At 59.0% G+C, this 12487-nt stretch carries 10 protein-coding genes and 1 pseudogene; 4 read left to right on the forward strand and 7 right to left on the reverse strand.

What is annotated here, in order from left to right:
- Window positions 1-205 precede the first annotated feature (205 nt).
- The gene (locus M1L36_RS09190; RefSeq protein ID WP_250873413.1) at window positions 206-1660 is read left to right on the forward strand and encodes a hypothetical protein; all 1455 of its coding nucleotides are present in this window, start codon (window positions 206-208) and stop codon (window positions 1658-1660) included.
- 155 nt (window positions 1661-1815) lie between these two features.
- Window positions 1816-2460 carry an HhH-GPD family protein gene (locus M1L36_RS09195; RefSeq protein ID WP_250873414.1) on the forward strand — a complete coding sequence of 215 codons (645 nt, stop codon included), beginning with the start codon at window positions 1816-1818 and terminating at the stop codon, window positions 2458-2460.
- A gap of 2 nt (window positions 2461-2462) precedes the next feature.
- On the opposite strand, the gene M1L36_RS09200 is transcribed toward M1L36_RS09195, so the two are convergent.
- The 3 genes from M1L36_RS09200 to M1L36_RS09210 form a co-directional block, all read right to left on the reverse strand.
- On the reverse strand, window positions 2463-3212 hold the full coding sequence (locus M1L36_RS09200) for a DUF6339 family protein (protein WP_250873415.1): 750 nt from the start codon (window positions 3210-3212) through the stop codon (window positions 2463-2465).
- The gene (locus tag M1L36_RS09205) at window positions 3212-4156 is read right to left on the reverse strand and encodes a hypothetical protein (RefSeq protein WP_250873416.1); all 945 of its coding nucleotides are present in this window, start codon (window positions 4154-4156) and stop codon (window positions 3212-3214) included. The genes M1L36_RS09200 and M1L36_RS09205 overlap by 1 nt, the downstream gene beginning before the upstream one ends.
- Before the next feature lie 62 nt (window positions 4157-4218).
- Window positions 4219-6126, reverse strand: coding sequence for a hypothetical protein (locus tag M1L36_RS09210; RefSeq protein WP_250873417.1), 1908 nt, complete (start codon window positions 6124-6126; stop codon window positions 4219-4221).
- A gap of 142 nt (window positions 6127-6268) precedes the next feature.
- Between M1L36_RS09210 and M1L36_RS09215 the strand changes: the two genes are divergently transcribed.
- Complete coding sequence (locus M1L36_RS09215) at window positions 6269-7378, forward strand: DNA cytosine methyltransferase (RefSeq protein WP_250873418.1); 1110 nt, start codon at window positions 6269-6271, stop codon at window positions 7376-7378.
- A gap of 50 nt (window positions 7379-7428) precedes the next feature.
- Here the strand turns inward: M1L36_RS09215 and M1L36_RS09220 are convergent, their stop codons facing one another.
- The 3 genes from M1L36_RS09220 to M1L36_RS09230 all read right to left on the reverse strand — a co-directional run bounded on the left by M1L36_RS09220 (window position 7429) and on the right by M1L36_RS09230 (window position 9610).
- Window positions 7429-8133, reverse strand: coding sequence for a hypothetical protein (locus M1L36_RS09220; protein ID WP_250873419.1), 705 nt, complete (start codon window positions 8131-8133; stop codon window positions 7429-7431).
- A gap of 98 nt (window positions 8134-8231) precedes the next feature.
- A complete protein-coding gene (locus M1L36_RS09225; RefSeq protein WP_250873420.1) occupies window positions 8232-8411 on the reverse strand; it encodes a hypothetical protein in 180 nt (59 codons plus the stop codon).
- Between the two features lie 98 nt (window positions 8412-8509).
- Window positions 8510-9610 carry a DNA cytosine methyltransferase gene (locus tag M1L36_RS09230; RefSeq protein WP_250873421.1) on the reverse strand — a complete coding sequence of 367 codons (1101 nt, stop codon included), beginning with the start codon at window positions 9608-9610 and terminating at the stop codon, window positions 8510-8512.
- A 718-nt stretch (window positions 9611-10328) separates the two neighbouring features.
- On the opposite strand from M1L36_RS09230, the pseudogene M1L36_RS09235 reads away from it, so the two are divergent.
- A pseudogene (locus M1L36_RS09235) lies at window positions 10329-11242 on the forward strand (ADP-ribosylglycohydrolase family protein).
- A 33-nt stretch (window positions 11243-11275) separates the two neighbouring features.
- Here the strand turns inward: M1L36_RS09235 and M1L36_RS09240 are convergent.
- Complete coding sequence (locus M1L36_RS09240; RefSeq protein ID WP_250873422.1) at window positions 11276-12451, reverse strand: PDDEXK family nuclease; 1176 nt, start codon at window positions 12449-12451, stop codon at window positions 11276-11278.
- Window positions 12452-12487: the final 36 nt, after the last annotated feature.

Below are 12487 nucleotides of genomic sequence, written 5' to 3' on the forward strand. Positions count from 1 at the left end.
CCCCATCAGCCACCCACCCTGAGCTGTCAACACTTTGCAGTGCCCGAAGTGGTGTTCTCAAATAAAATTACTCCTATAGATTCACCGTAGCAGAGTTTCGTCCCGTTGGGTTCTCCCACGTGAGCACGCGGGTCACTGAGTCAACCCGTCATGGACTGACAATCGCTAAGTACGATCAGATGCCTCATTACTCAAGACTCATCAGATGGCTGAGAACGATTCGTCACGAGGACTCGCCGACGTGATGGTAAGCCACCTCTTTGCTAACAGGGACGCAACCCGACTTGACAGGGTTCTGTACCCCGGTTGTGGAGATGGCGAACTCGTCAGGGCGGTACATGATTACTGTGAAGGGACGACGTTCGGATACACCCCAAAGAGTGTCGTAGTAGACACCGACGTAAGCGATAGTCTTCCGGACCGTTATCCAGACGTAGAAACCCACGAAGTCGATTTCTTGGGGGAGGGTTTGAACTTCGGTCGGAAGTTCGACTACGTACTCTGTGATCCACCGAAAGTGTCGTGGACAACACTCTCACGCGAACAACGGCGGGCATACGCTACTAATTCCGCATTGGTGACTACCGACGACGACCCCGTCGGCCCGAGGTCTGACTTCCTATTCATAGAGCAATCACTTCGCCACCTATCTAACCGTGGTCGAGCGGTGTTCCTCACGGACGAGAAGTACAAGGACGACCCAACAGCGAGTCGACTAAGAGAGTCACTATCTAAGCGTGTACAGGACGTCGTAGACGTCACTCAGCACGTACCATCCGGGTCTGAGAGCGTGGTGACAGTACTTGACAACAGATTCGGACCCCTATCTGATCCCCCGTTCAAATACGAACCTGCTCAACACGAGGCGCTGCTCAACGTTCGAATTGAGGAGGACCAACCTTTCACCGCTCGTGCGACGATGACCGAAGATCCTGTGAGTTACGGTCCGGATGAGTCTTCGACCGCTGCGTACATTGACCTGATGCAAGACGACTACGACGCAGGGCTCGTTCGTAGTGAGGAAGGGAGTTCCGGTGTGAGCGGGTACGTCTCCCGTGAGTCGCTTCGTCTTGGAAGCGACCAACCAGTCAGTGAGTGTCAAAAGCGCCTCACAGGTCGTGTGACGATACCGGGAGACGCACACATCTCGGACGTTGTCGAACGTCTGGGCCGGGAGCGATTTCTCTTCGTCGAGAACGTCACCGGGGTTGAGGGAGTGGTAACTCGATTTGACCTCAATCGGCTTCCAGTGTACCTCCACCTGTACGACTGCTTCTCCGAGTTCGAAATCGGTCTGAGGAACTTCGTCAGAGAGAACGTGAGCGATTGGCGGGAGCGGGGCGACGTACGTGTCGGAACAACCCCCACGACCGACTTAGTCAGTGACGAACTGACTACAGCGCAGTTGAGTGACCTCATCGAAATCGTTGAGGAGAGCGGAGTTCGATCGGAGCTCGGCTTGGAGTACTCGGACAGTTCGATCGACGACTTACGCAAGCTTCGTAATGCGGTCGCCCACTACAATCCGATCGTCCACACGATGGGCGACACCCCCACGTGGGACGAAGCTCGTCGTGGAGCGCCACAGTTGGCCTCCGAGTACGCGCTCCTACAGAGCTCAATTTCGGAGTTGGGAGAGTATGCACCGGCGATACACTGAGATCAGCATTCCCGGTCCGGAATTCTGAGTGTTCTCACGTACGTTGTGACAGCGCTCCATTGACAATCTCGGGGAGCTCCGATTCGACCTCGGACAGGCTCCAATCCGGTGCGCTAGCGTCCAAGTATTAGTGCGGGGCTGACGAATATGACCGAGTGAGTGAGACCGCGATTCGTTTTCGAGAAGACCTCATGACGTGGGCGAAGGGGGAGATCAGAGAGTACCCGTGGCGAGCCCCGGACGCATCTCTCTACGAAGTTTTCGTAGCAGAGTTCTTCCTCACTCAAACACCCGCCGACAACGTCGCTGACGTGTATCCAGAGTTTCTGGACGAATTCGACTCACTGGCAACTATCGACGAATCCCACGAAGACGAGCTGGTGGCTGCGATTGAGCCACTCGGCTTCCACAACATGCGTGCCGAGGCCCTAAAACGAATTGCTACCAACCACGACGAACTGCCAACAGAGCCAGAGCGATTACGATCCCTTCCTAGAGTAGGGCCGTACGTCGCCAACGCGACGCTCTGTTTCGCACTGAAACGCCGGATACCGATTGTCGACAGGAACGTCGTTCGCGTCTACGAGAGGGTGTTCGGGGACGCTTTCCCTCAAAGCGATAGTGCACGAGAAGCGTTCGCTGAAGAGATGCTACCTGCGACGGGCGAAGAGGCACGAACGTACAATCTCGCACTGCTAGACTTCGGAGCACTCGTTTGTCACAAACGAAGTCCCGACTGCCCGGTGTGTTTCGCGTCGGGCTACTGTGAATACGCGGTCGGATTGGCAGAGGATCAGTGATTTCAGTCAGTGGTGCCCTGGTTCTGTATGTCCGTAACGAGATCCTGAATCAATCTCCCCAGTTCAGCCTCATCCATCCCTTCCAGCTGTCGGGTTGAGAAAACACGGTTCAATCTGAGGGTCACCTCTTCGGCGACTTCTGTCGACTCATCAACCAACTTGGCGCAGCAAGCGACGGCAGCAGGACGGTATCGAGCGAACCAACGATCGAAAATCTTGTTAGCGAGCGTCTGCTTCTGGAGGACTTCTTCGGTCAGCGAATAGTCGTCACCATCGTGCGTGAGTTCTGCGATCCACCACAACCGGTGTAGCGCGTTGGAGTAGATATCCGTCCCGGCACCGAGGAACTTCTCGCGCATCGCCGTCTCCGTGTTGAACTCCCAGCGGTAGCGCACGAACTCTGGGAATTCGACGACGGCGAGGTAGTGCCACACACCAGGGTCAGCGGCGATGCGACGGGAGATGTCCAGTCGACGGTGTACCGCAGGAGCAGCAGCGGCGTCAATAGTTGAGTCGTATTGGTCGTACGAGTCCACGACCGCCTGAAGATCCGCTCGGAGTCCTTGTAGTTCGACATGGACATCAGATGTGTGTTCGTCAACGTACTGACCGACCTCGTCGGCGTACGTCCGCTCACCGCGGAGGAACGCCGGGTCAACCAATCGTCGTCCCTCACTAGTCAGAGTTCGCAGCGGTGTCCCCGTGTTGTCTGCCAGCCGTCCGTCGTCGGTGTCTACGTCTCCACTTGACATCAGATGCGAAGTCCTTCTTCCATGAGGTTGATCAACTGCTCTCGCTGTCGCAGGTACCGCTGTAGCACTCTGTCGATTCGTTGCATCACTTCCGGCACCGTCGTTGGGTCTTTGAGGTCACGCTTGAGCCTGCGTGACGCTGCGTGTATGTCGTCAATTCCGTAGAGGTCACGGGCGAAGATTCGCAGCACTGTCGACTGCCAGTCGTACTGTGGTCGACCGGTACTGTCGACGGCGACACCCGCGTGGAGTATCAGCTGCGACCACACACCGTACTGAATCTGGTCGAACACGACGTCACGCATCCTCGCTTCGGCTCCGACTGACCCCTCGCTCTGGAGGACTCCGACGACACGGTTGTGTTCGCCGTTCACCACGATGAGTGGGTCGCTCGGATCACCCATGTCGAGGTAGTAGAGCCCATCTTTGGGGAGCCGAGGCGACGTCGAGAACGACTCCACTCGTACGTCCAGTCCGGTCTCGCCATCGGCATCGGCCTCCCCGTCTACGAGCATCGTCCACGGTCGGGCGCTTGCGAGGCGTGCGTGTGTAGACGACGCGTAACTACCGTCGTCCGTAGACTGGTCGGCAGCGCCGCGCGTCAAGTACGGCTTTAGTTCGACCTCACCGCGGAAACCGTCCCTCTGGAGTTCGAGTTCGACCTCGTAGGTCTTCGGTTCGACCGTCTCCGACTGTACCATCCACCTGTCACGGTAGATCGTCTCACGGCATCGAATCGTGACGTACAGCGAGCCGGGGGGCGAGTCTCGTTCACTCTCCGGGTACACCGCGTCGACGACACTACTCGGGAGTTCGACCGTGCCGACGATCCGGCATCGCTCCCAATCGTCGGTCGGGAACGCCCACCGACGGTTGGCGCGGCTGACGTTGACGTCCACTCGTTCCTCACCGTCGAGCAACACCGCCTGGACGTCGAAGACCAACCCGTCGGCTCGGTAGGGGTACGGGAGGGCGGAGCGGCTGATACGTTGCGGCGATCGCTCGCTCACGACTCGTCCTCCACGGCGATGGTCGCCTCCAGTTCCAGACGCGTCTCGCCGACCAGGTCGGCGTCGTCGATGCCGAGCGACACGGAGCGGCCTTCGAACGTCACTACGCCGGTACTCTCTGACGCGACGAGTGCCGCGCTCTCGTCGGTGAACTCCGTGTCGACGGAGTCGCTGTCGGTGGACAGCGATTCGAGTTCGACTCTTCGGTCTGCACGCCCGTCCTCACCGAGAGTGACGAGCGAGACTTCCGAGCGCCATCCGGTGTGTTCGACGAGAGGCTCGACGGTCCCGTCGACCACCCAACGTCCGTCGTCGAACCGAGTGCTCGCGTCCAGCGAGAAGGCTTCCTCCGAACCGTTCCCGAGGCGCATCCGACGACCCTCACCGTGGACGGGGAACTTGTCCCCGAGACGGTCGATCCGACCGGTCCCACCATGGAGGGGGCGGGAGACGAGGTTTCGGAGTCCTTCACGTACGTCGTCGAACATCCGTTCGAGAGCGCTCCTGAACCCGTACTTGTACTGCTCGCGGAGGTTCTCCGTCGAGTGCCACTCGTCGTGTGTCGGCGGTTCGGCGAACCGGAGGAACCGGTCGACTTCCCGGTCACCTAGGTCTGGAGCTCCTTCAGCACGAGCCGAACCGGCTGCGAGGACGGCGTGGAAGTTTCGGTCCCCGAATGCGACTCGGCGCTGGTCGAGGTACTTGACGACCATCCCCGACCCGCGGAACAACGCCACGTGGTTGACGAGCGTCTCGTCGTCGGTCGGCCCAGTGAGACGGGCGGCGAGTCGGACGGAACCGTCGGACGTCGGCGATCCGTCGGTCCGTCTCGGAATCTCGATCGGGAAGTCGTAACCGGCGACGTCTCCCGGTGCCTCCAGTTCCTCGTTGTCGGCGTAGCGATCGGCGTAACACTCTACGAACGGCCTGATCGTCTCGGCCTCACCCAGGTCCGCTCGAGTCGTTCCAGAGGAAGTCTCGACGGTCACTCGCAAGTCGCCCCGGTACATCGCCGGCCAGAAGTACTTGATAGCGGCCTCCACGAACTCGTCTGAGAGCGTCTCCAACGTGGGTTCGGCGTCTCGTGTCGGGTCCCTGAACCCAGCGATGAGTACACTCGTCCCGCTCACGCGAGGGCGGTCGACGTGAAGCCGTTCGGCGAGCGCTCTCGCCTCTCGGCCACGTACCGAGGAGGGACGGACCCCCGTCTCGGTCTCCTCGGGGACACAGAGCCACCCTGCGCCCTGGTAGTCCTGGTCTCCATCGCCGAACGTGTGTGTCGGGAGTTTCGCCCGCCCGATGAGCCGCGTCGTCTGTGGGTGTTCGATGGTGTCACCGATAGGGTTCGAGTTGAACACGACAGTAGACGCTCCCGAGAAGGTCCATAGGACCGACTTTCCCACACCGTACGATCCTCCGGCGTTCTCTCCGCGTTTGTTGCTGTACAGTTCGTCCCGGACGAGGGCGGCGTAGTTCGAGTCCTCGCCCCAGCCACCGGTGAGCCCGGTCGTGTTTCGGTCCTCGACCACGAGGAGTCGTAGCGACGGCTCCTCGTCTTCCGGGTCGTCGAGGCGTTCGAGCAACTCTGCGTACTGGTCACCTCGGCCCGATTCGACGACCGACTGTAGCCGTGGATGGAGCCCCTCGCCCCACCCGAGTGCCTTCAGGAATTCTTTGAGGGCGTCACCCTCCAGGTCGACGAAGCGGAAGGTGACCTCCACGGTTTCGTCGTCGATCCCCTGGTCGTTGGCATTCTGGAGTACCTCCCTCACGAACGTCTCGGTATCGTGGTCGACCGCGTGCTTCGTCGGGTCTCCCCCGTACCGAGGTGCACCGGGACCACCGTGGAAGAAGAACCACTCGGCGCCGGCACCCGCGACGACCTCTTCGTTCACGCTACTCATATCGTAATCCCGTGATGTACCGACGCTCGTCTCGCGTCAGGATAGTTCGTTCGGTCGGGTTCGCTAGTGGTATCGACGGACCGTTCTCGGCGCTCTGCCACTAATGAATGATATTTGTGTCTCCACCCCGTCGACTCACGACATGAATCTCTCGGCTGTGGACCTCTTCTGCGGAGCAGGTGGGTTGACCTACGGGCTGGAACGGGCAGGGATACCAGTCTCGGCAGGTGTCGACGTCGATCCCGACTGCAAGTACCCGTACAACACCAACACGAACGCCCGGTTCGTCCAGAGCGACGTCGAACCGATGGCGAGACGGAACCCGGAGCGTGTGGGTTCGCTGTTCGACTTCCGGCCCGACCTGAAGGTACTCGCTGGGTGCGCCCCGTGTCAGCCGTTCTCGCCGCTGAATCACGGGACTGAGAGTTCGAGCCACGAGAAGTGGGCACTCTTGGACTCGTTCCGCCGCCTCGTTGACGACCTCGGACCGGACGTCGTCGTCATGGAGAACGTGTACGAAGTGCGCAACCACGACGTCTACCAGGCCTTCGAAGAGGAGTTGGAGGACGAGGGGTACTTCGTCAACGACGACAACGACAAGCGGGTCTACTGTCCCGAGTACGGGATTCCACAGAAACGGAAACGGTGGGTGTTGCTCGCTTCGAAGGAGGGGCCGATCTCGCTCGGTGAGCCACCGTTCCCCGACGAAGAGGACTATCCGACGGTCAGAGAGACGATCGACCACCTCCCAGAGCTGGAGGCTGGAGAGGTCCACTCGGAACGCCGGATACACCAAGCACGAACACTCTCGGACACCAACTTGGAGCGTATCGAACTGATGGAGCCGGGGGCCGACTGGCGAATCTGGGACAAAAAAGGGCGACCGGACCTCCTGCTGGAGTGCCACAAGAAGGAGAGCGGGAGTTCGTTCAAAGCCCCGTACAGCCGCGTTCGACCAGACGAACCAGCACCGACGATCACGACCCAGTTCTACAACTACGGGAGTGGTCGGTTCGGCCACTACGATCAAGAGCAGAAACGCGCGCTCTCGCTCCTCGAGGGGGCGATGCTACAGTCGTTCCCGGAGGACTACCAGTTCGTCCGAGAGGGCGAAGAGATGCACACGAAGAAGATGGGTCGACTCATCGGGAACGCCGTCCCACCGAAACTGGCGGAGATCATCGGCGACCGCATCGTCGAACACGCCGCCGAGGTGGGTGGAGTGTCTCCGAAGGCCGTCGCAGACGACTGAGACTCGCAGCCCCCAACAGACAGTCGAGGGGTGGGGACCCGGTAGGACTGCTATTCGATCTCTTCGACCGCCGCGGCGACGTTCTCGGCAGAGAGTTCGGGCACGAACTCCACTTCGAGTCGTCGTCGTACGTCGACACGCCACTGTTCGCTGACCTCTTCGGGGTGCCGATGAGCTTTGACCGTCTCCAGAACTGCGCTCTCGGTCGACGCCCCACCGATTCGGTCGATAGCCCCCGTCTCCAGGTCCTTCTTGAAGACCAGCCAGTAGATACCGTCGGTTGCGATTCCCACCAAGTGTCTGCGGTCTAAGTCCGTTCGGTACTTCGCCGAGAACCCCTCTTCGAGGTAGCTTTGGAGCTGTTCGCTACCCTCGCCGTCGTCCGGGAGGACGGACTGTGGAAGATTGCCGATTCGCTTCGCCTCGACGATGTACGGATTCTGGGCGTGAGGAGTCTCGATCGAGAAGTCTGGTTCGGACCGACCGGTAGCAGTGTACTCGCCAGGTCGTTCTCGGTGAATCGAGTACCCGAGAGCCTTGAGTCCCGGCACGACCAGGTGCTTCTCTGTGAACGTCTCGGGCCGTTGTTCGACGATTCCACGCGTCAACTGTGTACTCGTGTCGACGACGTCGACCAACCTGCCGAGGCTGTTCCGGTCGCCGAACTCACTTACGAACCGTTCGATAGCCGACGAGAGCCGCTGTGCCGGGTACTGGTCGGTGTTGGTGATCAAGCCGTTCTGGAACCCACCCATAGTCGTTCGGTAGTAAATTCATTCGTGCGTTAATGTCTGTCCGTTTCGCCTCGTGCCGAGGCAACTGCTGAGTCGGCCCACGAACTCTTCGAACCGATTCAGAGGTAATCACGCGACTGGCGTCCGAGTGAGAACGAGAGAATCACTGCCGTGAGGAAACAGTCGATTACCACGGGCTCGGTGTCGGTGATTCTGCCAGTCAACCTCAGCACACCCACGATCACCATGCAGGTGCTCATGGTAAGAAACAGGAGACGTTGGGCGCTGAGAGCGGCCATACCTCTAGTACGGAGGGGCGAAACGTAGATGCTCCGACGATAGTGCAGTCCACTCCGAACACGGCTGGGACGGCACGACACTATTTTCAGGGTCGCTCTTAGAAGTCGGCCAACATCGACTGGTGTTCGGCGCCGTCGATCAGGCAGAGGATCCTCTCCCCGATGGCTTCCCCGAGCTTCGGTGGGACGGCGTTCCCGATGAGAACTCCGGACTTCCGAATACCAACGTCGTCGATATCCTCGAAGAACCGGTAATCCTCCGGGAACGTTTGGATGAGGGCACCCTCACGGAGCGAAATTGCGCGGTACTGGCTCTCGTCGTAGTGGCCGAACCGACCGCTACCGAGGTTGTAGAACTGGGTCGTGATCGTCGGAGCTGGCTCGTCGGGTTCCATTCGACCGTACACTGCGTCGTACGACTTTCCGGTGTCCTCCCTGTGGCAGTCCAAGACCAACCTATCTGGCCAATCGCGCCACGTTCCGCCCGGCTTCGACTTTCTGATGCGTCGGAGGTTCGTCTCGGACAACTCACGAGCAGTGTGAAGCTGGTCGTCTGGATGGGTCTGGCCCGCCTGAATTTCGGGAAGGTGATCGATCGTCCGCTCCACCGTCAAGTGCTTTCGCTTCCGCGGGGACCGATGCGAGGGAATCAAGTCTGGAATCACCTCACGCGCAGCGAGGGTAACCCAGCGGCGTCTCGTCTGAGGGATGTCGAACTTTGGGCAGTAGACGCTACGGTTCTGCGGGAAGTTGAGTTGGTACCCCCAGTCGACCATGTCCTGTTCGAACGACTGGTAGATTTCCGCGTGGTACACCTCGTGGACGTTCTCCATCACCACGTAGTCGGGTTCGATGTGGCGAACCAGGTCCTTGAACGCGTCCAGCAGGGGGTAGCTCTCGTGATCGGAACTATCCTCACCGTGCGTGAGCGGAGAGAAGGGCTGGCAGGGCGGACAACCAGCTAAGAGCTTGTACTCTGCGTCGTCGTCGAACAGTTCGTCGATGACCTCTGGGGACTCTCGTGCGACCTCCTTCAGGTCGTACTGGTGAAATTCCGCGTCGTTGTTCGTCTCGTAGGGGTACTCGCACGCCTCCTCGTAGTCGACACCCGCCTCGACGGAGATGCCTGCGCTCTCCAGTCCGCAGGTGAGGCCACCTGCCCCACAGAAGAGATCAACGGCAGAGACGCGATTCGTCACGATACCACCCTACAATTGAACACGTATAATTGAACCGCAAGCCCGTCCAATGCCGTGACCGTTCCTCTCGGCGTCCCAGTCATAGCGCTGCAGAGCACCCTACCCACTGACTGAGCTCGGCACAGGTCCGGTTTCGAATCTTCACCGACATCAACTGGAAGCTGCATTGAGCTGTGTCTCTATCCCGTGGTGTCATATTGGTCGTTCCCCCGTGGCTTTCCCACAGGTCAGCCAAGAAGAACTCAAAGTATCGGTCACCTATCGCTGTAGGTGCTTCAGAATCCCTTCCTGGCCGGACATACCCCTCGGTTCGCTGGCTCACAATTCAACGCTTCGACATCCGGACGGCGCAGTTAACGCGCAACTCTCCTGTGTCGTGGCTCGGTAACACTTACGCATGAAATAGCGCCAACATGGGAATAGAGGTTCACATCTCGATAATGGAGTATATCGAACAAAGCCTGATGCCGTAATATAACTGCAAAATTAGTCCCGGTGGCTTCAGTCCCTCCGTCAGCTAGACAGTGAAGTCGTGTTCTTTGTGTGGCCACACACTGCGCAAGTCGTGCTCTTTGATACTCGTGATCTCACCGTCTATCTATTCGGAGTATAGTCATTGAATCGCTACTACCTTTTTGCGCCCACTACTCGCTATTGAAACGGAGACTGATAATATATTGAGGTAAGAATATGCGTCAGTGTCTGTTCAATATCATCAATGAACGAGGACAGAGCCGCTGGAGTATTGTTGGGTCTCGCGTGTGGTGATGCTCTGGGTCGGCCGATCGAGTTTATGTGGCCAGCAGCAATCGAGCGTGAGCACGGCACCGTCACGGAGATGTTGGGCTACGGGACGCACGGGCAGCCAGCCGGAACGATTACCGACGACACTGAGATGGCGCTGTGCATCGTCGGAGTCTCGTTGAACAGGATCGGTTTGACCCCAACGACATCGCTCGGCGATTCATCGAATGGTACGACAGCGGCCCGTTCGACATCGGCGGCATGACTGCCCAGTCGATCCGGTTGCTCAAGCAAGACACCCCTTGGGATGAGGCGGGTCAGCGAGTTTGGGAGCAGAGCTACGAGGGTGGGAACGCAGGCAACGGGAGCGTCATGCGGTGTGCGCCACACGCGATTGCGTTTGGTGAGGTCCTGGAAACGCTTGAACGGGTCAGTCGACAGTCTTCACAGATCACGCACGCTGACCCGCGGTGTACGGCTGGGTGTGCGGTATTGAACACGACGATTGCTGGATTGCTCAATGACGTGAGCGACCCACTGGGGCGGGCACTCTCTGAAGTGGATTCAATTCCGGACGAACTCTTCGATGCATTGATGACGATATCTGAGGGTCACAACCCTCGGAACCTCGAGAACACGGGCTACGTGGTGACGACACTCCAGGCAGGGCTCTATCACGGACTGACCGCGACATCGGCTGAGAAGGCTATCGTGACTGCGGTGAACATGGGTGGAGACACTGATACTATCGGTGCCGTCGCCGGTGCCGTTGCTGGGGCTCGGTTCGGTGCAAATGCGCTTCCCGAACACTGGGTTAAAGAACTCGATTGCCGTGAAGAACTCGCCAGCCTGGCACCAACACTTGCGACACGGCAAATCCAGACGTAGCCTGTCTCAAATCGACGAACCTACTGAAAGCGGTTACTGGCGGTCAGCCGCCTCTCGACAGTGTTCGACGAACTCTGTGACGATGTGCTGGAACTGTTCGAGGTTATCGCCACGGGTCACCACCTCAAAGGGGGCCTTTGGTTCTCCCTCAGGGACCCCATCCAATGAACCGAAGGCGGCTTCGTAGTCGTCGTACGCTTTCGGGTCCCAGGGAACTGGTGAGGCTGCTGGGTTATCATTGTCGAGGGGCATCTTCGCCGTCCACACTTTGAGATGGCCACTGACGTTCGCTGTGAATACGCTTGGCCGACCGCTGTGATCCCCTTGGTGAGCTGCGACTCGAAGCCCGAAGTTTGCGTTCTTCGCTCCTCCGATGCTGACCTCGTCACCGAGTTCCTTCGAGAACTCGTAGAGATGTTCGAACGAATCAGCCACCTCACGAGTGATCGCTCCGTTCGCCACTTTCTGCTCTAAGTCCTCGTACAACTCTGCCTCTGTCTGGACGTATTCACTCCCACTTCGAGTCGTCGATGACGACGTGGAAGCCTTCGCTTCCTCGGTTTGGCCGTGCAGTCGAGGGACGAAGACTGACTCTTCGTCACTCGTATACTGAACGACCTCGATGGCCAGCACTTCGACGTCCTGCATCGCTTCGTTCAGAAACTCGACGACGCGCTTCAGTTCACTTGGAACGTCGTCAGCGACAAAGACGAGGCGTATCTTCTTCGAGCGAAGATTCTTCTCGACTGTATCCCAGAAATCGTCTACTGAACCATCACCAACCACCTCTGAAAGCATCTCTTCTGGGTCTAAGCCACGCTCGTCACACGTCTCGATGAATCGCTCGCTGAGCGTCTCTGCATCCCAGTAGATGCTCGCGTGGGCCACATAGTCGAGCATCTGTCCCACGACTCGCCGTCGAATCTCTGTGTTCTCACTCCGTTTCACCTCGACGATGGTAGGGACACCGTTCTGATCGACGAAGAGGTGGTCTGCTGACCAGCGCTCACTCCCACCTTCCTTATCCGGGACCGACTTCTCGCGGCCGATCAATGCCCACCGGTCGATCCCTTCCTCAGACATTTGCCCACCTGCGAGCAAGCGCGGGTGGGTCGCAAGTCGCTCTTGAAGCACTCGCTCGTACTCGTACGGCTGCTCGGTCATTTCGACGAGCCGCTCCCCCTGCTTGAGATAGATCGCGTCATTCATCGACGTGGCTGGTAGACCAGACCCTGACGTAAATAG

Origin of the sequence: Halomarina rubra (assembly GCF_023699475.1) — an archaeon.
GTDB lineage: Archaea > Halobacteriota > Halobacteria > Halobacteriales > Haloarculaceae > Halomarina > Halomarina rubra.

What these genes read in the sequence shown, in the direction of transcription:
- M1L36_RS09210 (WP_250873417.1), bottom strand. Translation starts at nt 6,126, where the DNA reads ATGAGTAGCGTGAACGAAGAGGTCGTCGCGGGTGCCGGCGCCGAGTGG.
- M1L36_RS09200 (WP_250873415.1), bottom strand. Translation starts at nt 3,212, where the DNA reads ATGTCAAGTGGAGACGTAGACACCGACGACGGACGGCTGGCAGACAAC.
- M1L36_RS09220 (WP_250873419.1), bottom strand. Translation starts at nt 8,133, where the DNA reads ATGGGTGGGTTCCAGAACGGCTTGATCACCAACACCGACCAGTACCCG.
- M1L36_RS09240 (WP_250873422.1), bottom strand. Translation starts at nt 12,451, where the DNA reads ATGAATGACGCGATCTATCTCAAGCAGGGGGAGCGGCTCGTCGAAATG.
- M1L36_RS09225 (WP_250873420.1), bottom strand. Translation starts at nt 8,411, where the DNA reads ATGGCCGCTCTCAGCGCCCAACGTCTCCTGTTTCTTACCATGAGCACC.
- M1L36_RS09190 (WP_250873413.1), top strand. Translation starts at nt 206, where the DNA reads ATGGCTGAGAACGATTCGTCACGAGGACTCGCCGACGTGATGGTAAGC.
- M1L36_RS09215 (WP_250873418.1), top strand. Translation starts at nt 6,269, where the DNA reads ATGAATCTCTCGGCTGTGGACCTCTTCTGCGGAGCAGGTGGGTTGACC.